At 70.7% G+C, this 24,474-nt stretch carries 18 protein-coding genes and 1 pseudogene; 16 read left to right on the top strand and 3 right to left on the bottom strand.

The window, feature by feature from the left end; all coding sequences use genetic code 11:
- The first annotated feature begins 68 nt into the window (after positions 1-68).
- Positions 69-299 carry a hypothetical protein gene (locus OG303_RS37210; RefSeq protein ID WP_405874058.1) on the top strand — a complete coding sequence of 77 codons (231 nt, stop codon included), beginning with the start codon at positions 69-71 and terminating at the stop codon, positions 297-299.
- Between the two features lie 9 nt (positions 300-308).
- Positions 309-3,110, top strand: coding sequence for a PAS domain S-box protein (locus tag OG303_RS37215; protein WP_405874060.1), 2,802 nt, complete (start codon positions 309-311; stop codon positions 3,108-3,110).
- A gap of 109 nt (positions 3,111-3,219) precedes the next feature.
- Here the strand turns inward: OG303_RS37215 and OG303_RS37220 are convergent, their stop codons facing one another.
- Positions 3,220-3,372 carry a hypothetical protein gene (locus OG303_RS37220; protein WP_405874061.1) on the bottom strand — a complete coding sequence of 51 codons (153 nt, stop codon included), beginning with the start codon at positions 3,370-3,372 and terminating at the stop codon, positions 3,220-3,222.
- Positions 3,373-3,583: 211 nt separating this feature from the next.
- On the opposite strand from OG303_RS37220, the gene OG303_RS37225 reads away from it, so the two are divergent.
- The 14 genes from OG303_RS37225 (at position 3,584) to OG303_RS37290 (ending at position 20,944) form a co-directional block, all read left to right on the top strand.
- Entirely contained in the window at positions 3,584-4,258 is a 675-nt protein-coding gene (locus OG303_RS37225; protein WP_405874062.1) for a response regulator, read from the top strand.
- Between the two features lie 64 nt (positions 4,259-4,322).
- Positions 4,323-6,407 (top strand): excinuclease ABC subunit UvrC, encoded by a 2,085-nt coding sequence (gene uvrC / locus OG303_RS37230; protein ID WP_405874064.1) that lies wholly within the window; start codon positions 4,323-4,325, stop codon positions 6,405-6,407.
- Complete coding sequence (gene rapZ / locus OG303_RS37235) at positions 6,404-7,357, top strand: RNase adapter RapZ (RefSeq protein ID WP_405874065.1); 954 nt, start codon at positions 6,404-6,406, stop codon at positions 7,355-7,357. Before uvrC ends, rapZ begins: the two co-directional genes overlap by 4 nt.
- Complete coding sequence (gene yvcK, locus OG303_RS37240; RefSeq protein ID WP_405874066.1) at positions 7,354-8,421, top strand: uridine diphosphate-N-acetylglucosamine-binding protein YvcK; 1,068 nt, start codon at positions 7,354-7,356, stop codon at positions 8,419-8,421. Before rapZ ends, yvcK begins: the two co-directional genes overlap by 4 nt.
- Positions 8,412-9,401 (top strand): DNA-binding protein WhiA, encoded by a 990-nt coding sequence (whiA, locus tag OG303_RS37245; RefSeq protein ID WP_393868114.1) that lies wholly within the window; start codon positions 8,412-8,414, stop codon positions 9,399-9,401. The genes yvcK and whiA overlap by 10 nt, the downstream gene beginning before the upstream one ends.
- 170 nt (positions 9,402-9,571) lie before the next feature.
- Entirely contained in the window at positions 9,572-12,526 is a 2,955-nt protein-coding gene (locus OG303_RS37250; protein ID WP_405874068.1) for a M14 family zinc carboxypeptidase, read from the top strand.
- Positions 12,527-12,749: 223 nt separating this feature from the next.
- A complete protein-coding gene (gap, locus tag OG303_RS37255) occupies positions 12,750-13,760 on the top strand; it encodes a type I glyceraldehyde-3-phosphate dehydrogenase (protein WP_405874070.1) in 1,011 nt (336 codons plus the stop codon).
- Positions 13,761-13,894: 134 nt separating this feature from the next.
- On the top strand, positions 13,895-15,106 hold the full coding sequence (locus OG303_RS37260) for a phosphoglycerate kinase (RefSeq protein ID WP_405874072.1): 1,212 nt from the start codon (positions 13,895-13,897) through the stop codon (positions 15,104-15,106).
- Between the two features lie 6 nt (positions 15,107-15,112).
- On the top strand, positions 15,113-15,889 hold the full coding sequence (gene tpiA / locus OG303_RS37265) for a triose-phosphate isomerase (RefSeq protein WP_405874073.1): 777 nt from the start codon (positions 15,113-15,115) through the stop codon (positions 15,887-15,889).
- Positions 15,890-15,985: 96 nt separating this feature from the next.
- Positions 15,986-16,222 carry a preprotein translocase subunit SecG gene (secG, locus tag OG303_RS37270; RefSeq protein ID WP_405874075.1) on the top strand — a complete coding sequence of 79 codons (237 nt, stop codon included), beginning with the start codon at positions 15,986-15,988 and terminating at the stop codon, positions 16,220-16,222.
- Between the two features lie 212 nt (positions 16,223-16,434).
- The gene (locus tag OG303_RS37275; RefSeq protein ID WP_078856302.1) at positions 16,435-16,770 is read left to right on the top strand and encodes an RNA polymerase-binding protein RbpA; all 336 of its coding nucleotides are present in this window, start codon (positions 16,435-16,437) and stop codon (positions 16,768-16,770) included.
- A 133-nt stretch (positions 16,771-16,903) separates the two neighbouring features.
- Entirely contained in the window at positions 16,904-18,172 is a 1,269-nt protein-coding gene (locus tag OG303_RS37280) for an MFS transporter (RefSeq protein ID WP_405874076.1), read from the top strand.
- Between the two features lie 55 nt (positions 18,173-18,227).
- A complete protein-coding gene (pgi, locus tag OG303_RS37285) occupies positions 18,228-19,883 on the top strand; it encodes a glucose-6-phosphate isomerase (RefSeq protein WP_405874077.1) in 1,656 nt (551 codons plus the stop codon).
- A 98-nt stretch (positions 19,884-19,981) separates the two neighbouring features.
- Entirely contained in the window at positions 19,982-20,944 is a 963-nt protein-coding gene (locus tag OG303_RS37290) for a proline-rich domain-containing protein (protein ID WP_405874078.1), read from the top strand.
- Positions 20,945-20,971: 27 nt separating this feature from the next.
- Here OG303_RS37290 and OG303_RS37295 read toward each other — a convergent pair whose 3' ends face one another.
- Together OG303_RS37295 and OG303_RS37300 are read right to left on the bottom strand one after the other, a co-directional pair.
- Positions 20,972-23,680: an FtsX-like permease family protein gene (locus OG303_RS37295; RefSeq protein WP_405874080.1), complete on the bottom strand. Its 2,709-nt coding sequence runs from the start codon at positions 23,678-23,680 to the stop codon at positions 20,972-20,974.
- A gap of 84 nt (positions 23,681-23,764) precedes the next feature.
- Positions 23,765-24,418: pseudogene (locus OG303_RS37300) on the bottom strand (ABC transporter ATP-binding protein); the annotation flags it as partial.
- Positions 24,419-24,474: the final 56 nt, after the last annotated feature.

Raw genomic sequence — 24,474 nt, forward strand, 5'->3', positions numbered from 1 at the left:
TCGACCCAGGGCGTGGACGGAACGCGTACGGCTTCGCGCCCGCGGTGCGGTCGGCGGGAGGTGACCTCATGGGCTCCTGGCAGTGGGCGGTCCCGGCGATTCCAGTGATCCCCGCCACCGGCGCCGACCCGGATCCCGGCCGGCGCTTCCCGGCCTTCCTCCCGAGCCCCGACGAGGTGGTGTGCATGACGGACGTCAACCGTGCGATCCCGGCGACCGGACCGGCGCTCGACCGGGCGGTCGAGGCCATCGACCAGGACCTCGCCGACCACCAGTACTACCCGCCCACCGGCCGCTGAGGACCGGCCATGAGCCGCTCCCCGCTCACAGGACGCCTCCCGCTCGGCAGACGCTCACCGCTCGCCCGGCAAAGGCGTACGGCGGCCAAGTCGCCTTCCCCGCGCGGGAACCGCACGCCCTTCCTCGCCCGCCTGCGCGTCGGCCGCAAGCTGATGCTGCTCGTGCTGCTGCCGGTGACCGGGATGCTGGTATTCACCGTCTTCAGCGCGGTCGCCCAGTGGCAGGAGGCACGCAGGCTGGACCGTTTCCACACGGCGACCGCGGTGTCGTTCGCGACCACCGAGGTCTCCGACGCCGTCGCGCGCGAGCGGATCGCCGCCGTGCTGGCCCGACTGCGCCCCGGCCCGGTCACCCTGGCCGAACGGTCCGCGGCCGAGCGGGCCACCGACCGCACACTGCTGCGGGCCACCGCCCGGGCCGCCTCCTGGCCACACGCCGACGTCGCCGGCGAACTCGAAGCCGTCGGCCGCCAACTCCACGCGGCACGCGTGCAGACGGGCACCGCCTCGCTCACCGCGCCCGCGGTCGTCCAGCAGTACCAGACCATCGAGGACGAACTGCTCGACTCCGTCTCCGCCCTCGAATCCGGGCGCCCCACCAGGGCGGCGGGCCGTGCGGCCGACGCCCACATCGCGCTGGTGAGGGCCATCGAGGCCGCCGAACGGGAGCGGGCCGAGCTGGCCGTCGTGCTCGCCGAGCCCGCCGACCGGCGCCCCACCGCCGCCGGACGCTGGAGTGCGCTGGAGGAGGCCCAGCTGCGGGAGTTCCGGCAGAACACCTCCGACCGGCTGAGCGCCGAGCTGTACAGCACGCAGTTCGAGGCCCCCGGACGAGCCGTGCGCAAGGTCCGCGACATGCTGACCTCCGAGCCCCGGGCCGTGCACTGGCCCACGTACGACCGCTGGCTCGCCGACTCCAAGGCCCGCATCGAATCCCTGCGCGGCATTCAGGACCAGGCCGCGCAGGCACTCGACGGGACGAGCGCCCACGACCTGCACGTCGCCGAGAACAAGGCGGCGCGCGACCTCGCCGGCTCCCTGGCGGTCCTCCTGGTCGTCACCGTCCTCGCCCTGGCCCTGCGGCGTTCGATCACCCGGCCGCTGAGCGAGGTCTCCGCGGGCGCGCGGGCGCTGTCGTCCGGCGATCTGTCGTACGACATCCGCTACGCCGGGCGCGACGAACTCGGCGATGTCGCCGACACGTTCCGCGAACTGCGGGTGAGTACGGAACGACTGGCCGCCGAGATCCGTTCCATGAACACGGCGATCGACGACAACCGGCTCGAACACCGGGCCGACGTCGCCTCCTTCGACGGCACCTGGGCCCAGCTGCTGGGCGGCATGAACGGCACCATGGCGTCCTTCGCGGCGGCGCACGGGCGGCGCAAGAAGGCCGAAGAGGAACTGGAGGGCATCTTCAACCTCTCCCTCGACCTGTTGTGCATCTCCGGTGTCGACGGCTGCTTCAAGCGCGTCAACCCGGCCTTCGAGCGCATCCTCGGCTACCCGGCAGAGATGCTTCTGTCCAGGCCGTACATCGAGTTCGTCCACGAGGAGGACCGGGCCGGCACCCTCGCGGCACTCGAACGGCTGGCCGGCGGCGTCGAGTTGGCCGAGTTCGAGAACCGCTACCTGCGCCGGGACGGCACCGAGTGCTGGCTCCAGTGGAGCGCCCGGCCGGTCCCCGAGGAGGGCCTCATCTACGCCGCCGCCCGCGACGTCACCGAGAGCCGCCGCACCGCCCGGGAACAGGCCGCGCTGCGCCGGGTCGCCACCCTGGTGGCCCGCGGTGCCCCGTCGTCCGAAGTGTTCGCGAGGGTGGCGCAGGAGGTGGGGGACCTGCTGAACACGACCGCGGCCGTCCTGCGGCACGAGCCCGACGCCAGCCGTACGGTCCTCGGGACCGCGCACGGGATCCTGGATGAGGCCGAGCGGACGACACGCGAGGCACGCCGCGACGCGGGGCGAAGGGCGATCGATGAGGTGGCCCGGACTCGGCGTGCGGCCCGCGTCGGCCGCGCCGTGGCCTCGCCCATCGTCGTCGACGACCGGCTGTGGGGCTTCATCGTCGCGGCCTCCTCGCTGCAGTCGCTGCCCGAGGGGACCGAGTCGCGGCTGGGCGACTTCACCGAACTCGTCGCCACCGCCATCGCGAACGCCGACAGCCGCGCCCAGTTGACCGCTTCACGCGCGCGCGTGGTGGCCGCCGGGGACGCCTCCCGGCGCCGGATCGAACGCGATCTGCACGACGGAGTCCAGCAGCGGCTCGTCGCGCTCCAACTGGACCTGCGGCTGGCCGAGTCCATGCTCGCCGAGCCGACGTCCGAACTCGCCGAACAGCTGGCCCACGTCAGCAAGGGCCTCGACGACGCCTCCCGGGACCTGCTGCAGGTGGCCCGCGGCATCCACCCGGCCATCCTGTCCAAGGGCGGCCTGGGTCCCGCCCTGCGCTCGCTGGCCCGGCGCTCCGCCGTCGCCGTGGAACTCGACCTCAGACTGCCCGCCCCACGCCTGCCGGAGCAGTTGGAGGTGGCCGCGTACTACGTGACCTCCGAGTGCCTCACCAACGCCGTCAAACACGCGCACGCGGGCGTGGTGGGCGTCGAGGCCGAGATCCGCGACGACGTCCTGGAGCTGACCATTCGCGACGACGGCACGGGAGGCGCCGAACCCGGCCGCGGCTCCGGCCTGATCGGGCTCATCGACCGGGTCGAGGCGATCGGCGGCAAGCTGGACGTCAGCAGCCCACGGGGCCGGGGGACGACGCTGCACGTGCGGCTGCCGCTGAGCGGGCCCTCGACGGACGGGTGACCGCCCGGGCGTACGCGGGGGGAGTAGTCCAGGACGGGGGAACCTTGGACTTGGTGACGTTCGCGTACGACCGGGCGGTCGTGTCGGACGGAGAGGCAGCCGTCCGGTTCTAGGGGCGGTCGATTCCGCCGTGTTGTTCGTCCCGCAGGCGCTTGGCGCGCACCACATCGGGGTCCCTGGGGTCCAGGACGTCACTCCACGCGTGCGTGTCGTCCGTGTACCGGCGGGCGCGGACCGACCGCCGTGGTTTCTCGATCCGCATCCGACGCATCCCGCAGCCCTTCGAGCCGTGACCCGCCCGCTCTCGCCCGAGCCGGCCGGTCCACCTGCATCTGCACTGGTACGAGAATCGCCTGGATACGTTCCCATGTCGTCACGGCAGGCCCCCAATTCCGTTTCCGGCTAGCCGGAAACGGACGGGTCGGGCAGGCTGTTGGGCGCGCACCGATCGGGGGGTAAGGGGGGCCGGGGCCATGGACGACGCATCGCAGCAGCCCGCGCGGGGACGGGTGGTCCTCGCAGACGACGACGTGCTGCTCCGGGAGGGGCTGGCCAGCCTGTGCGAGCGGGTCGGATACGACGTCGTCGGGCAGGCGGGGGACGCCACGCAGCTCCTGGAACTGGTCGCCGCCGAACGCCCCGACCTCGCGATCGTCGACATAAGAATGCCGCCGGACCACTCCACCGAGGGCCTCAAGGCGGCCCGCCGGATCCGCGAGCGCCACCCCACCACCGGCATCCTCGTCCTGTCGGCGTTCATCGAGGTCGAGGAGGCCCTGGAACTGCTGGCGAGCGGCCGCAAGGTCGGCTATCTGCTCAAGAGCCGGGTCACCGTCGTCGACGAGTTCATCGAGGCACTGGAGCGCATCCACCGGGGCGGTTCGGTCGTCGACCCCTCCCTGGTGCAGGAGCTGTTCTCCGCCCACCGCCGCGACGACCCGCTGTCCCACCTCAGCACCCGGGAGCGCGAGGTCCTGGCCCTGATGGCGGAGGGCCGCTCCAACGCGGGCATCGGCCGCAGGCTGTGGGTCACCGAGGGCACCATCGAGAAACACGTCCGCAGCATCCTGGGCAAACTCCACCTCACCGAGGACACCGACGACCACCGACGCGTCCTGGCCGTTCTCACCTTCCTCGAGACCCGGTAGCCCCCGCTACGGCGTTGTCCACAGGCCCGCCGCACTGTCACCCCTCGCCAGTAGGGTGTGAGACATGGCCGATCCCTCCAGCTACCGCCCCAGGCCGGGTGAGATCCCGGACTCTCCGGGGGTGTACAGGTTCCGTGACGAGCACCGCCGGGTGATCTACGTCGGAAAGGCGAAAAGCCTGCGCCAGCGCCTGGCGAACTACTTCCAGGACCTGACGAACCTCCACCCCCGCACCCGCACCATGGTCACCACGGCCGCGTCCGTGGAATGGACCGTGGTGTCCACGGAGGTCGAGGCCCTGCAGCTGGAGTACTCCTGGATCAAGGAGTTCGACCCCCGGTTCAACGTCAAGTACCGCGACGACAAGAGCTACCCGTACCTCGCGGTGACGATGAACGAGGAGTTCCCGCGCGTCCAGGTGATGCGGGGCCAGAAGCGCAAGGGCGTGCGCTACTTCGGGCCGTACGGGCACGCGTGGGCGATCCGCGACACCGTGGACCTCCTCCTGCGCGTCTTCCCCGTGCGCACCTGCTCGGCCGGCGTCTTCAAGAACGCCGCCCGCACCGGCCGCCCCTGCCTGCTCGGCTACATCGGCAAGTGCTCGGCGCCCTGCGTCGGCCGCGTCACCCCCGAGGAGCACGGCGAACTGGCCGAGGAGTTCTGCGACTTCATGGCCGGCCGCACGGGGACGTACATCCGCCGCCTCGAGAAGCAGATGACGCTGGCGGCCGAGGACATGGAGTACGAGCGGGCGGCCCGCCTGCGCGACGACATCGAGGCCCTGAAGAAGGCCATGGAGAAGAGCGCGGTCGTGCTCGCCGACGCGACCGACGCCGACCTGATCGCGGTCGCCGAGGACGAGCTGGAGGCGGCCGTCCAGATCTTCCACGTCCGCGGCGGACGCGTCCGCGGCCAGCGCGGCTGGGTCACCGACAAGGTCGAGGAGATCACCACCGGCGCCCTCGTCGAGCACGCCCTGCAACAGCTCTACGGCGAGGAGAAGGGCGACTCCGTCCCCAAGGAGGTCCTCGTCCCGGCGCTGCCCGACCCGGTCGAGCCCGTCCAGGAGTGGCTCACCGAGCGCCGCGGCTCCAACGTCTCCCTGCGCATCCCGCAGCGCGGCGACAAGAAGGCCCTGATGGAGACGGTGGAGCGCAACGCCCAGCAGGCGCTCGTGCTGCACAAGACCAAGCGCGCCTCCGACCTGACCACGCGCTCGCGTGCCCTGGAGGAGATCGCCGAGGCCCTCGACCTGGACAGCGCCCCGCTGCGGATCGAGTGCTACGACATCTCGCACCTCCAGGGCGACGACGTCGTGGCCTCCATGGTCGTCTTCGAGGACGGCCTGCAGCGCAAGAGCGAGTACCGCCGCTTCCAGATCAAGGGCTTCGCCGGGCAGGACGACGTCCGCTCCATGCACGAGGTGATCACCCGCCGCTTCAGGCGGTACCTCGTCGAGAAGGAGAAGACCGGCGAGTGGGTCGAGGACGGCCCGCAGCGCGACGGCCTGCAGGACGACGGTCTTCAGGACGGCAGTGTCCCGAACGGCGGCCTCAAGGACGACGAAGGCCGCCCGAAGAAGTTCGCCTACCCGCCCCAGCTCGTCGTCGTCGACGGCGGCCGGCCCCAGGTCGCGGCGGCCAAGAGGGCCCTCGACGAGCTCGGCATCGACGATGTCGCCGTGTGCGGCCTCGCCAAGCGTCTGGAGGAGGTGTGGCTGCCGGACGACGAGGACCCGGTGGTCCTGCCCCGCACCAGCGAGGGCCTCTACCTGCTGCAGCGCGTCCGCGACGAGGCCCACCGCTTCGCGATCACCTACCAGCGCGCCAAGCGGGCCAAGCGCTTCCGGTCGAGCCCCCTGGACGACGTGTCCGGGCTCGGGGAGACGCGCAAGCAGGCACTGCTGAAACATTTCGGTTCGTTGAAGAAACTGCGATCCGCCACCATCGACCAGATCTGCGAGGTTCCCGGCATAGGCCGCAAGACGGCCGAGACCATCGCCGTGGCCCTCGCCCAGGCGGCTCCGGCCGCGCCCGCCGTGAACACGGCGACTGGAGAGATCATGGAGGAGGAACCCGGAACGATGGGTTCCAGCGGGCAGCCCGTGGCCATGGGCGTTCCGGACGAACGACGGGGGCAGGAGACATGAACGTGAACGAGCACGATGGACAACAGAGCGAAGCCGGAGACGGAGCACAGGTGAGTACGGGCAGCGAAACACCAGGGGTGCCCGAGGCGGCCATCCCCGAGCTGGTGATCATCTCCGGAATGTCCGGCGCGGGCCGGTCGACCGCCGCCAAGTGTCTGGAGGACCTCGGCTGGTTCGTCGTCGACAACCTGCCGCCCGCGCTGATCCCCACCATGGTGGAGCTCGGCGCCCGCTCACAGGGCAACGTGGCCAGGATCGCGGTCGTCGTCGACGTCCGCGGCCGCCGCTTCTTCGACAACCTCCGCGAGTCCCTCGCCGACCTGGAGGCGAAGCACGTCACCCGGCGGATCGTCTTCCTGGAGTCCTCCGACGACGCCCTGGTGCGCCGCTTCGAGTCCGTGCGCCGCCCGCACCCCCTCCAGGGCGACGGCCGCATCGTCGACGGCATCGACGCCGAGCGCGAGCTGCTGCGCGAGCTGCGCGGCGACGCCGACCTGGTGATCGACACCTCCAGCCTCAACGTGCACGAACTGCGCGCCAAGATGGACGCCCAGTTCGCCGGTGATGAGGAGCCCGAGCTGCGGGCCACCGTCATGTCCTTCGGCTTCAAGTACGGCCTCCCGGTCGACGCCGACCTGGTCGCGGACATGCGCTTCCTGCCCAACCCGCACTGGGTCCCGGAGCTGCGCCCCTTCACCGGTCTCAACGAGGAGGTGTCGGCGTACGTCTTCAACCAGCCCGGCGCCAAGGAGTTCCTTGACCGCTACGCCGAGCTGCTCAGGCTCATCGCGGCGGGCTACCGCCGCGAGGGCAAGCGGTACGTGACCATCGCGATCGGCTGTACGGGCGGCAAGCACCGCTCGGTCGCCACGTCGGAGAAGCTGGCCGCGCGCCTCGCGGCCGAGGGTGTGGAGACGGTGGTCGTGCACCGGGACATGGGACGCGAATGACGGAACGTTCTCCTCGGCTGAGCAGGCTGCGCCGGGTCGTGCCCGAGTCCCGCTCGGGCCGGCCCGTCGAGGCCCGCGGCGCCCGGCCGCGCCGCCGCGGCGCCCAGCCCAAGGTGGTCGCCCTCGGCGGCGGCATGGGCCTGTCCGCCTCGCTCGCCGCTCTCCGCCGGATCACCGGCGACCTCACCGCCGTCGTCACCGTGGCCGACGACGGCGGCTCCAGCGGGCGCCTGCGGGACGAGCTGGGCGTGCTGCCGCCCGGCGACCTGCGCAAGGCGCTCGCCGCGCTGTGCGGCGACGACGACTGGGGCCAGACCTGGGCCCGCGTCATCCAGCACCGCTTCCAGTCCCAGGGCGACCTGCACGAGCACGCGGTCGGCAACCTCCTGATCGTCGCCCTCTGGGAACAGCTCGGCGATCACGTCCAGGCGCTCGACCTGGTCGGCAAGCTCCTGGGCGCCCACGGGCGCGTGCTGCCCATGTCCGCGGTACCCCTGGAGCTGCAGGCGCTGGTCAAGGGCCACGACCCGGACCGGCCCGAGGAGGTCGACACCGTGCGCGGCCAGGCGAACGTGGCGCTCACGACCGGCGAGGTGCAGTCCGTGCACCTGGTGCCGCACGACCCGCCCGCGGTCCCGGAAGCCGTCGCGGCGGTCCTCGACGCCGACTGGGTCGTCCTCGGTCCTGGCTCCTGGTTCTCCTCGGTCATCCCGCACCTGCTCGTGCCGGAACTGCTGGACGCGCTCGTCGAGACGAAGGCGCGCCGGGTGCTCCCGCTGAACCTCGCTCCGCAACCCGGAGAAACCGAAGGCTTCTCCCCGCAGCGTCATTTGGAGGTTTTGGGACGACACGCCCCTAAACTCGCCCTGGACGTGGTGCTGGCCGACGAGGCCGCGGTGCCCGACCGCGACGTGCTCACCGAGGCCGCCAAGCGCCTCGGAGCCGCGGTCGAGCTGGCGCCGGTGGCCCGGAGGGACGGAACCCCTCGGCACGACCCGGAGCTGCTGGCCGCCGCGTACGACCGTATTTTTCGGATGCATGGAAGGATCGGCCCATGGCGATGACGGCAGCGGTGAAGGACGAGATTTCCCGGCTCCCCGTCACCCGGACCTGCTGCAGGAAGGCGGAGGTCTCCGCCATTCTGCGGTTCGCCGGCGGCCTTCACCTGGTCAGCGGGCGCATCGTGATCGAGGCGGAGCTGGACACCGCGATGGCGGCGCGACGTCTGAAGCGGGACATCCTGGAGATCTTCGGCCACAGTTCCGAGCTGATTGTGATGGCTCCGGGCGGACTGCGCCGCGGTTCGCGCTACGTCGTCCGGGTGGTCGCCGGCGGTGACCAGCTGGCCCGGCAGACCGGCCTGGTGGACGGGCGGGGCCGGCCGATCCGCGGTCTGCCGCCGCAGGTGGTCTCGGGGGCCACCTGCGACGCGGAGGCCGCCTGGCGGGGTGCCTTCCTGGCGCACGGCTCGCTCACCGAGCCCGGCCGCTCGTCCTCCCTCGAGGTGACCTGCCCGGGCCCGGAGGCCGCGCTCGCCCTGGTCGGCGCCGCCCGCCGCCTGTCGATCGCCGCGAAGGCCCGCGAGGTACGCGGTGTGGACCGCGTGGTCGTGCGCGACGGCGACGCGATCGGCGCCCTGCTGACCCGTCTCGGCGCGCACGAGTCGGTGCTGGCCTGGGAGGAGCGCCGGATGCGCCGCGAGGTGCGCGCCACGGCGAACCGTCTCGCCAACTTCGACGACGCCAACCTGCGCCGCTCCGCGCGCGCGGCGGTCGCCGCCGGAGCCCGTGTCCAGCGCGCCCTGGAGATCCTCGCCGACGAGGTTCCCGAGCACCTCGCGGCCGCCGGGCGCCTGCGCATGGACCACAAGCAGGCCTCGCTGGAGGAGCTGGGCGCGCTCGCCGACCCGCCGCTGACCAAGGATGCCGTCGCCGGCCGTATCCGCCGCCTGCTGGCGATGGCCGACAAGCGCGCCTCCGACCTCGGCATCCCGGGCACGGAGTCCAGCATCACCGAGGAGATGGCCGACAACCTGGTCGGCTGACCCCCGTAGGAAGATCGCTGCGGAGGATTGTTCAACACGCCGGTGCCGACGCCCATTTGGGCCGTCGGCACCGGCGTTTGTCTGTCCTTGAGGTGCTCTTGACTCGATCATGAACTGTCATGAGCCTGGCAACAGTTCGCTGCTGCGGCGGACTACTGCTAGGGGGGTTCATGAGACACAGAGCGAGATCGATCCTCGCTGTCGGCGCGCTCCTGATCGGCGGAGCGAGCCTCGTACCCACAGCCCAGGCGCAGAACGGAAGTTCGCAGGGGACCGACCCCAATGAGGTCAAGGTCTTCCGCGCGGACGTCACCGCCCAGCAGGTACCCCTGCTGCTGGCGGCCGGACAGGACGGCCATGAACTCGGCGAGAAGGTCCCCGCGAAGGGCACGGCCTCGGTCGAGGTCTACCTCACCGACCAGCAGGCCCAGGGCCTCGAGAAGAAGGGCGTCGACCTCACCGAGCACACGCTGTCGGCCAAGGCCGACAAGCGCGTCGAGGCCGCCGCCGAGGGCGTGTTCCGTCCGTACGGCGGAAGCGGTGGTCTCAAGGAGGAGATCGTCAGGACCGGACAGGAGAACCCCGGCCTCACCAAGGTCGTCTCCATCGGCAAGACGGTCAACGGCCAGGACATCCTCGCGCTCAAGATGACCAAGGGCGCCAAGCAGTCCAAGGACGGCTCGAAGCCCTCCGTCCTCTACATGTCCAACCAGCACGCGCGCGAGTGGATCACGCCGGAGATGACCCGGCGGCTGATGCACTACTACCTGGACAACTACAAGACCGACAAACGCATCAAGAAGATCGTCGACTCTACCGAACTGTGGTTCGTGCTCTCGGCCAACCCCGACGGCTACGACTACACCTTCAAGAACTCCGACACCCGCCTGTGGCGCAAGAACCTGCGGGACGTCAACGGCGACGGCGTCATCTCCACCGGCGACGGCGTCGACCTCAACCGCAACTTCGCCTACAAGTGGGGCTACGACGACGAGGGTTCGTCCCCCAACGCCACCAGCGAGACCTACCGCGGCGCGAGCCCCGGCTCCGAGCCCGAGACGAGGGCGCTGGACGCCTTCGAGAAGCGCATCGGCTTCTCCTACGGCATCAACTACCACTCCGCCGCCGAACTCCTCCTCTACGGCGTCGGCTGGCAGGTGGCCACCACGACGCCCGACGACGTGATCTACAAGGCGCTCGCCGGCTCGCCGGACAACTCCGCGATCCCCGGCTACCGTCCGCAGGTCTCCTCGGAGCTGTACACCACCAACGGTGAGGCGGACGGCCACGCGGCGAACGCCAACGGCATGTCGATGTTCACCCCCGAGATGTCGACCTGTCAGACGGCCTCGAACCTCGACCCGAACGACCAGTGGAACGCGGCCGACTGCCAGTCCGTCTTCAACTTCCCGGACGACGAGAAGCTGATCCAGGACGAGTTCGAGAAGAACATCCCGTTCGCGCTCTCGGTCGCCGAGACCGCCCCGCACCCCGACACGGCGTCCTCCTCGCTGGGCCTGACCGCCGCCGACTTCACGCCGGCCGAGTTCGCCACGTCGTACTCCCGCGGCGCGGACCAGGAGGTCTCCGTCGTCGTACGCAAGGCCGTGCGCGACAAGGAGCTCAAGTACCGCGTCAACGGCGGCCGTACGCAGGACACGGCGCTCAGGGCCTGGAAGGGCGGCGAGACCTACGGCGGTGAGGACAACCTGCACTTCGACGAGTACCGGGCCAAGGTCCGGGACGGCGACCCGGGCGACAAGGTCGAGGTGTGGTTCACCGGTAAGGCCAAGAGCGGCAAGAAGGTCTCCAGCAAGCACTTCACCTACACCGTGGCCCAGCGGGCCAAGGCCGACACGCTCGTCGTCGCCGAGGAGGGCGCGGCCGCCACGCAGGCGCAGACCTACGTGGACGCGCTGAAGGCCAATGGCCGCAAGGCGCTCGTCTGGGACGTCGCCACCCAGGGCGCGCCCGACGCGCTCGCCGTGCTGGACCACTTCAAGACGGTCGTCCACTACACGGGCGCGAGTGTCCCCGGCAACGCCACCCAGCTCCAGCTGCGCGCCTTCCTCAACGAGGGCGGCAAACTGATCGAGGCGGGCGAACAGGCCGGCGGCAACGTCGACCTCGGCGGCGGCACCCTGTCGAACGACTTCAGCCAGTACTACCTGGGCGCCTACTCGCGTACGTCGACGCCCGGGGCCACCGGCTTCACCGGCTCCGGCAAGCTCGACGGCTTCAGCGGGGCGCTCGGCGCTGCGACCGGCAACCCGCTGGACAGGGCGGGCACGTACGGCGTCACCTCCGACTCGCTGCCCGTCGACACGTACCCGCAGTTCGCGAGCGCGGGCGCGGGCCAGTTCGCGGGGACCGTCAACCCGTACGGCCCGTACGCGGGTTCGTACATGGCGGCCGCCGTCCACACCGACGACTCCTACAAGCGCCTCACCCGCACCGTCGACCTCTCCGGCGTGAGCGCGGCCGACAAGCCCACCCTGCGCAGCCAGTTGCTGTGGGACACCGAGCCCGGCTACGACCACGTGATCGTCGAGGCGCACACCACCGGCGGCGACGACTGGACGACGCTGCCCGAGGCGGGCGGCGCGACCCGCACCACCGTACCGACGGAGTGCGAGGCGGGCTTCCTGGTGAACGAGCACCCGTGGCTCGAGCACTACCTCACCTTCGCCCCCAGTGGCTGCACCGCGACCGGCACCAGCGGCTCCTGGAACAGCCTCACCGGCGCCTCCAACGGATGGGAACAGGTCAACTTCGACCTGAGCGCGTACGCCGGCAAGTCCGTCGAGGTCTCGATCAGTTACGTCACCGACCCGGGCAGCGGCGGCCACGGCGTCCTCGCCGACGAAGCCTCGCTCGTCGTAGGCGGCACGGCGACACAGACCGAGGGCTTCGAGACGTCGCTCGGTGCCTGGAGCGTGTCCGGACCGCCTGCGGGCAGCCCGGCCGTCCTCAAGGACTGGGCGCGCACCGGAGCGCTGTTCAGGACATATGGAGCGGTCACCACCGACCGGACCGTGCTGCTGGGCTTCGGCCTGGAACACGTCACCGCGGCGGCCGATCGCAACACCCTCGTCAAGAAGGCGCTCGCGGCCCTCGAAGGGTGAACACCCTGGTCAACGAGGACTAGCTGTCCGTAGTCAAAAAGAGTGATCGGAACTTCCGGCCGGGCGGTCCGTACCCCTACTGGCGGGTACGGACCGCCTGCCCGTGTATGGGCCGTCTCGATGTCACCACGGAGGCTCCAGGGAGGTAGGGTCGTAGGCGGTCGGGGACATCCCATACAGCTCGCCGGTCTCGAAACCGGCGTACCAACGAGGAGATCGGTTCGTGACGATCCGCGTAGGCATCAACGGCTTTGGCCGCATCGGTCGTAACTACTTCCGCGCGCTGCTGGAGCAGGGTGCTGACATCGAGATCGTGGCTGTCAACGACCTGGGTGACACCGCGACCACCGCTCACCTGCTCAAGTACGACACCATCCTGGGCCGTCTCAAGGCCGAGGTGTCGCACACCGCCGACACGATCACCGTCGACGGCAAGACGATCAAGGTGCTGTCCGAGCGCAACCCCGCCGACATCCCGTGGGGCGAGCTGGGCGTCGACATCGTCGTCGAGTCGACCGGCATCTTCACGAAGAAGGCCGACGCCGAGAAGCACATCGCCGGCGGCGCCAAGAAGGTCCTCATCTCGGCTCCGGCCAAGGACGAGGACATCACGATCGTGATGGGCGTCAACCAGGACAAGTACGACGCGGCCAACCACCACGTCATCTCCAACGCCTCCTGCACCACCAACTGTGTGGCGCCGATGGCCAAGGTCCTCGACGAGAACTTCGGCATCGTCAAGGGTCTGATGACGACGGTCCACGCGTACACGAACGACCAGCGCATCCTGGACTTCCCGCACTCGGACCTGCGCCGCGCCCGTGCCGCCGCCGAGAACATCATCCCGACCACGACCGGTGCCGCCAAGGCCACCGCCCTGGTCCTCCCGCAGCTCAAGGGCAAGCTGGACGGCATCGCGATGCGCGTCCCGGTCCCGACCGGTTCGGCCACCGACCTGGTCGTGACGCTGCAGCGCGAGGTCACCAAGGACGAGGTCAACGCCGCGTTCAAGAAGGCCTCCGAGGACGGCGACCTCAAGGGCTACCTGGCGTACACCGAGGACCCGATCGTCTCCTCGGACATCGTCAGCGACCCGGCCTCCTGCACCTTCGACTCCTCCCTGACCATGGTCCAGGAGGGCAACTCGGTGAAGATCCTCGGCTGGTACGACAACGAGTGGGGCTACTCCAACCGCCTCGTCGACCTGACGGTCTTCGTCGGCAACCAGCTCTGACCGACAGAGCAGGCACGTCGATGTGAATGCAGGGCTCGGGCAGCGCAGGGACGCGCCGCCCGGGCCCTGACTCACGTACAGATCAGCCCTCTTAGGATCACGAGCATCACGAGCCCTTCTCAGGAGTCCCCTCAATGAAGACGATCGACGAACTTCTCGCCGAAGGCGTCGCGGGCAAGCGGGTCTTCGTCCGCGCCGACCTCAACGTGCCGCTGGACGGCACCGCCATCACCGACGACGGCCGCATCCGCGCCGTGCTGCCCACCGTGAAGGCCCTCGCTCAGGCCGGCGCGCGCGTCGTCGTCGCCTCGCACCTCGGCCGGCCCAAGGGCGCGCCGGACCCGGCCTTCTCCCTCGCCCCCGCAGCCGCCCGTCTGGGTGAACTCCTGGGTGCGGACGTGGCGTTCGCGAGCGACACCGTCGGCGAGTCCGCCCGGTCCACCGTCGCCGGCCTCGCCGACGGCCGGGTCGCCGTCATCGAGAACCTGCGCTTCAATGCCGGCGAGACGAGCAAGGACGACGCCGAGCGCGGCGCCTTCGCGGACCAGCTCGCCACCCTCGCGGACGTCTACGTCGGCGACGGCTTCGGCGCGGTGCACCGCAAGCACGCCTCGGTCGTCGACCTTCCGGCCCGCCTGCCGCACGCCGCCGGCTACCTCATCGCCACCGAGGTCGCCGTCCTGAAGAAGCTCACCGAGGACGTCAAGCGCCCGTACGTCGTCGCCCTCGGCGGCGCCAAGGTCTCCGACAAGCTCGCCGTCATCGACCAGCTGCTCGGCAAGGCCGACCGCATCCTCATCGGCGGCGGAATGGCGTACACCTTCCTCAAGGCCAAGGGCTACGAGATCGGCAAGTCCCTCCTCCAGGAGGACCAGATCCCGGCGGTCCTGGAGTACGTCGAGCGCGCGGAGAAGACCGGTGTCGAGCTCGTGCTGCCCGTCGACGTGCTGGTCGGCCCCGAGTTCCCGGACCTGAAGACCAAGGCGCCCGCGAACCCCACCGCCGTCGCCGCGGACGCCGTCCCCGCCGACGGCATGGGCCTGGACATCGGTCCGGAGTCCCGCAAGCTGTACGCCTCGAAGATCACCGACGCCGCCACCGTCTTCTGGAACGGTCCGATGGGCGTCTTCGAGCACCCCGATTTCGCCGAGGGCACCAAGGCGGTCGCCCAGGCCCTCCTCGACTCCCCGGCCTTCACGGTCGTCGGCGGCGGCGACTCCGCCGCGGCCGTGCGCCTCCTGGGCTTCGACGAGAACGCATTCGGCCACATCTCGACCGGCGGCGGCGCCTCCCTCGAATACCTCGAGGGCAAGACGCTCCCCGGCCTCGCCGCACTGGAGGACTGACCCCTTATGAGCACGCGCACGCCGCTGATGGCGGGCAACTGGAAGATGAACCTCAACCACCTCGAGGCCATCGCCCACGTCCAGAAGCTCGCCTTCGCCCTCGCGGACAAGGACTACGAGGCCGTCGAGGTCGCCGTCCTGCCGCCCTTCACCGACCTGCGCTCCGTGCAGACCCTGGTCGACGGCGACAAGCTCAAGATCAAGTACGGCGCCCAGGACATCTCGGCGTACGACTCGGGCGCCTACACCGGCGAGATCTCCGGACCGATGCTGGCCAAGCTGAAGTGCACGTTCGTGGCGATCGGCCACTCCGAGCGCCGGCAGTACCACAACGAGACCGACGAGCTGGTCAACGCCAAGGTCAAGGCCGCCTACAAGCACGGCCTGACCCCGATCCTGTGCGTCGGCGAGGAGCTGGAGGTCCGCGAGGCGGGCAGCCACGTCTCGCACACCCTCGCCCAGGTCGAGGGCGGTCTCAAGGACCTCCCGGCCGAGCAGGCCGAGACCATCGTGATCGCCTACGAACCGGTGTGGGCCATCGGCACCGGCAAGGTCTGCGGCGCCGAGGACGCGCAGGAGGTCTGCGCCGCCATCCGCGGCAAGATCGCCGAGCTGTACACGCAGGAACTGGCCGACCAGGTGCGCATCCAGTACGGCGGCTCCGTGAAGTCCGGCAACGTCGCCGAGATCATGGCCCAGGCCGACATCGACGGTGCCCTGGTCGGCGGTGCCTCGCTGGATGCCGACGAGTTCGTCAAGATCGTGCGCTTCCGAGACCAGTGAGTAGGCCCTAGCGGCGATACGTCGTACTCTTGCGGGGGCGCAGCTCTGTGGCTGTGCCCCCGTCGTCCATCCGAATCCGAGGAAGTTGGTCCAGCCGTGGTTTTGGGGTTCTCGATCGCCCTGATCGTCTTCAGCCTGCTGATGATGCTGCTGGTGCTGATGCACAAGGGCAAGGGCGGCGGCCTCTCCGACATGTTCGGTGGCGGCATGCAGTCGTCCGTCGGTGGCTCTTCGGTCGCCGAGCGCAACCTGGACCGGATCACCGTCGTGGTCGGTCTGCTGTGGTTCGCGTGCATTGTCGTACTCGGCATCATCATGAAGACGAACAGCTGAGCAGCGACGCACACAGCACGTACATTCCGCACGTAAGGCCCCATGTTCGGTACGCGCAGCTGAGCGCGGCCTATCATGGGGCTTGCGTCTAGGTGTGGGGGCTGTAACTCCAATCACTGGACGCGCGTTGGGCCTTACGTAGACTGAGGCGCTCGCAACGAGGCGAAAACGCCGACTCGCTTCGCGGCACCATCACGCAGGGAGTTACGACCGTGGCAAGTGGCAACGCGATCCGAGGAAGCCGGGTCGGGGCGGGGCCGATGGGCGAGGCCGAGCGCGGCGAGTCCGCGCCGCGTCTGCGCATCTCCTTCTGGTGCTCCAACGGGCACGAGACGCAGCCCAGCTTCGCGAGCGACGCGCAGGTTCCCGAGACCTGGGACTGCCCGCGCTGCGGCTTCCCCGCCGGACAGGACCGGGAAAACCCGCCGGACCCGCCGCGCACCGAGCCCTACAAGACGCACCTCGCGTACGTCAGGGAGCGGCGCAGTGACGCGGACGGCGAGGCGATCCTCGCCGAGGCGCTCGCCAAACTGCGGGGCGAGATCTAGGAGTTGAGAGCCGGCCGGGCACCGAGAGGTGCCTGGCCGGAGCTGTTTCGTGCCCGGGCGGCCGACTGCCCCCGGACCGATTGTCAGTGGTGCCCTCTACGGTTTGTGTATCGACGAATCGTGAGGGGGAGCTGTGGCGACGGTCGAGGGGACGGGCACGCTTGTGCCCGCGTGGCGCGGGGGCTTCGGGCGGCTGTGGACGGCCGCGGTGGTGTCCCGGTTCGGGGACGCGCTGCGGGGTGCGGCGCTGCCGCTGCTCGCCGCCTCGCTGACGGACCGGCCCCTGCTCATCGCCTCGGTGACTGCCTGCGGCTATCTGCCCTGGATCGTCTTCGGGCTGCTCGGCGGCGCGGTCGCGGACCGGGTGGACCAGCGGCGCGCCATGTGGACGGTGGATGCGGTACGAGGACTGCTCGTCGCCGCCTTCGCCGTGGCCGTCGCGCTCGGTCACGCCTCGATCGCGCTGCTCCTCGCGCTCGCCTTCGTCCTGACCACCCTCCAGACACTCTTCGACAATGCTTCCACGGCTCTGTTGCCCGCCCTGGTCGACCATGAGGCGCTCGGCAGTGCCAACGCACGTCTGATGACCGGGCAGAAGATCGCGGGCGGTCTGATCGGGTCGCCCGTGGTGCCGCTGCTGATCGCCGCGGGGGCCGCCGTTCCCTTCGTGGCCGACGCGGGGACCTTCCTGCTGGCCGCCGCACTGGTCGCCTCGCTGCGGACCACGGCACCCGACCGCAGGCCCAAACCGGCGGGCAGCACCCTGCGCCGGGAGATCGCGGACGGGCTGCACACCCTGTGGCGCGACCGGGCCCTGCGCGGACTGTGCGCCGCCACGGCCCTGTGCAACATCGGCATGGGCGCCCTCATCGCCACGCTGGTGATCCTGGTGACCGGCTGGCTGGACGCCGGCACCGCCGGATACGCGGTGGCGACCACCGCGTACACCGTCGGCGGCCTGGCCGGGGGAGCGGCGAACCGGCGGATCACCGCCAGGCTCGGGCCCATGCGGGCCGTGCTGTTCGCCGGCCTCGTGCAGATCGGCGCCCTCGTCGTCATGGGCGGCGTGCGCAGCCTGACCGCGCTGGCGGCGGCCCTCGCCGTCTTCGGCTTCATGGGCATGGTGTGGAACGTCAACACCACGACCCTGATGCAGCAGCGCACCCCCGCCGACCTGCTGGGCCGGGTCAGCTCCGCCTTCCGCACGCTGGCCGTCGCCGGGGCGCCGCTGGGCGCCCTGCTCGGCGGGGCCGTCGCCACCGCCTGGGGGCTGAACACGCCCGCCCTGCTCGCCGCCGCCTTCTTCGTTCTGTCGGTCCTCGCACTGATACCTGCCCGCACGTCGGACGTACCTGTTGGTGCGCCGCACGACGACGCCACGACAGCTCACGTCACGCGCTGATCAATTAGGTTGGGACCGGCAGCGGGGCAGGCAGGAAAGAAGGCTGAAGTCCGAAATGAACGCAGACGGCCGTACCAGGCTCAACCAGACGCCCGAGTGGACCGCGCTGGCCAAGCACCGTGAGGAGCTCGGCGAGGTGCGGCTGCGGGAGCTGTTCGCCGCCGACCCGGGCCGCGGCGCCGGGTACACGCTCCAGGTCGGCGACCTGTACATCGACTACTCCAAGCACCTCGTCAACGACGAGACCCTGCGGCTGCTGCGCGAACTGGCCGCCGCAACCGACGTGTTCGGCCTGCGGGACGCCATGTTCCGCGGCGAGAAGATCAACGTCACCGAGGACCGGGCGGTCCTGCACACCGCGCTGCGGGCGCCTCGGGACGCGGTGATCGAGGTCGACGGCGAGAACGTCGTCCCGCACGTCCACGCCGTGCTGGACAAGATGAGCGCCTTCGCCGAGCGGGTTCGCTCCGGCGCCTGGACCGGCCATACCGGTAAGCGCATCAAGAACGTCGTCAACATCGGAATCGGCGGCTCCGACCTGGGTCCGGCGATGGCGTACGAGGTGCTGCGCAGCTACACCGACCGCGGCCTGACGGTCCGTTTCGTGTCGAACGTCGACGGGGCCGACCTGCACGAGGCAACCCGCGACCTGGACGCTGCGGAGACGCTGTTCGTCATCGCGTCCAAGACCTTCACCACCATCGAGACGATCACGAACGCGACCTCGGCGCGCGAGTGGCTGCTCGGTGAGCTGAAGGCGGGTCAGGAAGCCGTCGCCCAGCACTTCGTGGCGCTGTCGACGAACGCCGAGAAGGTCGGCGAGTTCGGCATCGACACGGCCAACATGTTCGAGTTCTGGGACTGGGTCGGCGGACGGTACTCGTACGACTCGGCGATCGGGCTGTCGCTGATGGTCGCCATCGGCCCTGACCGCTTCCGGGAGATGCTCGACGGGTTCCGGCTGGTCGACGAGCACTTCCGGAGCGCACCCGCCGAGTCCAACGTGCCTTTGCTGCTCGGCCTGTTGGGCATCTGGTACGGCAACTTCCACGACGCCCAGTCGCACGCGGTCCTGCCCTACAGCCACTATCTGTCCAAGTTCACCGCCTACTTGCAGCAGTTGGACATGGAGTCCAACGGCAAGTACGTCGGCAGGGACGGGCGGGAGGTGGACTGGCAGACCGGGCCGGTGGTGTGGGGCACCCCGGGCACCAACGGGCAGCACGCGTACTACCAGCTCATCCACCAGGGCACGAAGCTGATCCCGGCGGACTTCATCGGCTTCGCCGAGCCGGTCGCCGAGCTCAGCGACGGGCTCAAGGCGCAGCACGACCTGCTGATGGCCAACTTCTTCGCCCAGACGCAGGCCCTCGCTTTCGGCAAGACACCGGACGAGGTGCGGGCGGAGGGTGTGCCGGAGGAGCTGGTGGCGCACAAGACGTTCAAGGGCGGTCACCCGACGACGACGATCCTCGCGCGCGAGCTGACGCCGTCCGTGCTCGGTCAGTTGATCGCGCTGTACGAGCACAAGGTGTTCGTGCAGGGAGCCGTCTGGAACATCGACTCCTTCGACCAGTGGGGCGTCGAGCTCGGCAAGGTGCTGGCCAAGCGGGTCGAGCCCGCGCTGACCGAGGGAGCGCAGGTGCCGGGTCTGGACGAGTCCAGCAAGGCATTGGTCGCCAAGTACCGGGAGCTGCGCGGCCGGGCGTAACACCGCTGCGACAGGTGCGGAAAGCAGGCGGCACATGACCGTCCGCTTCCCGTAGACTCCCGGGTGATCATGAACACGACCGCTCGGGGGAGCGCAAGGTGAGTAATCCACAAGGGAGTTGGACCGGCGGCACGCTCACGGCCCGAACCTTTCTGAAGCCTCATCAGGTGGCGCGGGCGGTGTTCCATCCGGCGTGGATTCCGGAGGCGGTCGACCCGTCGGTGGAGCAGCTCAAGCGCGTGCGGGTCATCGCCGGGGCGGTCGCGGCGCTCGGCGTCTACACCTTCGTCGAGGGCGGGTTCGCCTTCGACGAGATGCTGGACAACGCGGCCACCGCATCCGCCGTCCTGTTCTTCCTCACCCCGCTGACGGTCGGTGTGATGCTCTACGTCTGGCGGCGCGGCGGCACGGTGCGGCAGTTGCGGGTGCCGCTCGTCAACTCGCTCAAGCTGCTGCTGCTCTTCATCGGCTCGGTCTTCACGACCGTGCTGCTCTTCCGGCTGGGCGACGCGTTCGGGGTTCTCCCGAAACTCGTGCTGACTCTCGCCGGGATGTGGATGGCGTTCTTCGCGATCGCGGGTGCGGTCAAGCTCTCCGGGAACTTCTTCGGTAGTGCCGCGGTGCATCGCGGTCTGCCGCCGCTGCTCGCCACGGTGACGACCTGGCTGATGGCGATCCCCGACCTCGTCACGGGCGATCTGCACGGGCTGAGTCTCACGATGGGGATCGTGTTCATCCTGGGCGCCCCCGTGACGGTCACCGGGATCTCCCTGCTCGAACTGCGACGGCTCAGGCGGCGGTACGGCGTCCGGCTGACGGCACACCCGGCCACGCTGCCGCGGATCGTTCCGCAGCCTCTGCGACCGCCGCAGCCACCGCAGTACGCGCCGAATGCGCAGAACGGGTTCCTCCCGCCGCAGGGCAACCCGTACGGGAGTCCTTACGGGAATCCGTACGGTCAGCCGCAGGGGAATCCTTACGGTGGCCCGTTCGCGCCGGGTCCGGGGAACCCGTACGGCCCGCGTCCGCCGTACAACCCGCAGAATCCCTACGGCAGTTGACGCGTACGGCCTCCCCGGTCGGGCCGGTCAGGCCACCGCGCTGAGCGTGTCCGCGAGTCGTCGGCGTGCCGCACGCGCCGCCGGCAGCGCGGCGAGTCCGGCCGCGCCCAGCACCGCCGCAGCGCAGAACAGCACCAGCAGCAGTGGCGACGGCGCCTGGGCGATCCCCGATCCGATGCCGCTCGATCTGCCCTGGGCGTCGATCAGCCAGTGTGCGAGGGGTGTGCCCAGGGCCGTACCGGCGAGGACGGCGGCCAGGGCGGTGCAGCCGGTGGCGGTCACGGTGATCGCGGTGATCTGGCGCGGGGACAGGCCGATGGCCTTGAGGGCGAGCAGGTCGCGTTCGCCCTCGCGGACGGTGCCGCCGATCGCGGTGAGCAGTTCGATGAGCCCGATGAGGGCGAGGACGACGATCAGGCCGACGACGACTCCGCGCAAGGGCGAGAGCCCGTCGGCCGGGTTGGTCACGGCGTGCACGTCCAGGTGTCCGTGGCCGGCGGCGGCCAGCCGGCGGGCGACCTCGTGCGGGTCGGCGCCGGGGCTCAGGCGGAGCTGGTAGAGGGTCGGGGTGAGATGCGGGTCGTTCTCGCGGAGGGTGTCGAGGGAGGTGGAGATGACTCGGCCGGCGTTCTCCGGCTCGATGCTGCGCCCCACAATGTGCAGGATCTGCGGCTGATCGCCGACCGTCATCCGTACCCAGTCGCCGACGTGGACGTCCAGCAGGTCGAGCAGGCCCTGCCCGGCCACCGCCTCGTCGCTGCCGCGCGCGGGGCGGCCCTCGGCCAGGGCGTACGGGTAGGGGTTCTTACCGGTGCCGAGACCGCGCAGGGCGATCGTCGCCGTCTGGCCCGGGACCAGGGCGGCCACCTCGAGGCCGGGGTAGGCGGCGGCGACCTGCGGGTCGCGTTCCAGCAGGGCGCGGGCGGCCCGGTCGCTCAGGCCGGAGTCGGCGTGGACGGTGAGCGCGGCCGGGAGCCCGATCTGATCGGGCCTGCTGTGGAAACGGTCGATGGTGGTCCAGGCGCTCATCGCCACGACGATCAGCAGCAGGGGCAACGCCAGCCGGGCCACGGTGGCCATCGACCGCAGCCGACGCACGGAGGCCGTATGCCAGCCCAGAACCAACGCGGGCGGCACCCCCAGGCCCAGGGCCCGTCGCGCCATACCGGACAGCTGCCCGCCGGAGGGAGCGGCGGGGCGCAGACGCGGGGTGTGGGGCGCGGCGGCGGGGTGCCCGCCGGGGGAGGCCGTGGGGCGATGGTCGGGGGCTGGTTGCGCCGGTCGTGCCGGGTCCGGCGGCTGGTGGTGTGACGGGGTGGTGGACTGGAGTCGCAGTGCCCGTCGTGCTGCTCCGAGCAGCCCTCCGCGTCCGGCAAACCCGCGGGTCTGAGGTTCGGTTGCCGGTCGTCCCGGGTCCGGCGGCTGGTGACCGGACGATGCAGAGGGTCGCAGTCCCAGCGCCCGCCGTGCTGCCCCGACCAGCCCTCGGCCTCCGGTGGCGGCGGCCCGAGGGCTGGGTGTCAGTCCCGCCGACGCTGGCGCCCCGTGGTCCGACACTGCCGTGGGCCGTAGTCGCCATGCCCGTCGTGCCGCGCCCAGCCCCCCGGCTCGCGCCGACGCGGGTCGTGCCACCGGTACTGGTGGTATTCGGCCCGCTCGCCAGGCCGCGAGGCCCGTTGTTGCGCCGATGAACAGGATCGCGGCCACCGGGATGGCGAACAGGGCCACCGTGTGGGCGGGCAGCCCCTGCCACACGCCGAGGGCTTCTCCGAGGCGGCCGGGGAAGCGGCTGCCCAGGGCCTGGGTGAGGGTTGCCGCGGTGACGGCGCCCAGGACGGCGTAGGCGATGTGCTGGAACAGGAAGACGCGGACGACCTGGGCCGGTGTGAAGCCGATCGCCTTCAGGACCGAGATGTCCCGCAGGTGGCCGCGGATGCGGGTGGCGATCGCGCCGTGGACGGCGAGGCCGGCGGCGACCAGTGCGCCCAGGCCGAACAGGCCCAGTACCTGGCCCAGCAGCCGGTTGTCGCCCTGCGCCTCCGCCCTGGCCTGCTGCCAGGTGGACACCTCGCCGATGGCGCCGGCGCCGAGGACGGTGACGGCGCGCTGGACGGCGTAGTCCGTGTCGTCGGGGTCGGTGAGGCGCAGGCCGATGACCTTGCCGGTGGGGTGGGGCACGGCCGAGGGGAGGGCCCAGACCAGGCCCGGCTGTTCGCCCGGGCGGTAGCGGGGCTCCGCGCTGTCCGCCACCCCCAGCACGGTCACCGTCCGCGCCTTGCCCGGCAGGGTGAGCGTGTCGCCCGGTTCGGCCAGCAGGGCGCGGGCGAGGCGGCTCTCCAGGACCACGCCGTCGGGGGTGGCGGGGTCCAGCCAGTGGCCGGAGGTGAGGAGGGGGCGGCTGACGCTCGGTCGCTCGGGCGTCGCGCGCAGTTCGACGGAGGCGCGGGTGCCGCGTGAGGCGAGCGTGGTGGAGGCGACGGGGTAGGGGCCGGCGACGGACTCGACGCCGCTCACGTCCGCCAGCTTCGCCACCTGGGCGGACTTGCCCGTATGGATCCAGACGTGGGCGCCGCGCTCCTGCGTGAAGATCCGTTGCCAGGGGTTGGTGGCGTAGCCGAACAGAGCCGCGGCCAGCAGCAGCGACACGACGATCCCGGCGGTGGCGAGCACCAGGAACAGCGCCTCACCGCGGTGCGTGCGCAGATCTGAGTGCGCCCAGCGCAACGTCGCTCGCACGCGGCTCAGCCCTTCCGGGGGTCGTCGTACACCCGCGGGCCAGTCACCCGCAGGTCAGTCACCCGTATCTCAGCCACCCGCATGTCAGTCCTTGAGCTCCAGCACGCCGGATATCCCGGTCCCGCGGGCCGGCTTGCCGTCCAGCTCCGCGTCGTCCGCGATGCGTCCGTCGAAGAAGCAGATCACCCGGTCCGCGGCGCTCGCCAGCCGGGCGTCATGGGTGACCAGCACGATCGTCTGGCCGCGCTGGTGGAAGCGGGACAGCAGCCGCGTCACCTCGCGGGTGCCCTTGCTGTCCAGGCTGCCCGCGGGCTCGTCGGCCAGCAGCAGCGGCGGATGGTTGACCAGGGCGCGGGCCAGCGCGACCCGCTGCTGCTCACCGCCGGACAGCTCGCCCGGCATGCTCCGCTCCTTGCCCGCGAGCCCCAGTTCGGACAACAGCTCCTCCCGGCCGGCGCGCGCCTGCTTGGGCGCCACCCCCGCGAGCAACGCGGGCAGCTCCACGTTGTCGGCGACGGACAGATTCGACACCAGGTTGAAGAACTGGAAGACGATCCCGATCCGTTTCCTGCGCTCCACCGCCCAGCGCGCCTCGCTCCAGGCGTCGGTGCGCTCACCGTCCAGCCGGATGCTTCCGCCGTCCGGCCGCTGCAAGCCGCCCAGCAGGTGCAGCAGCGTCGACTTGCCGGCGCCGGACGGCCCGGTGACGGCCACGAACTCGCCCTGCCGCACCCGCAGATCGACCCCGCGCACGGCATGCGCCGGGGCGCCCTCGCCATAGTGCGTCTTGACCA

Source organism: Streptomyces sp. NBC_00005, assembly GCF_045160215.1.
GTDB lineage: Bacteria > Actinomycetota > Actinomycetes > Streptomycetales > Streptomycetaceae > Streptomyces.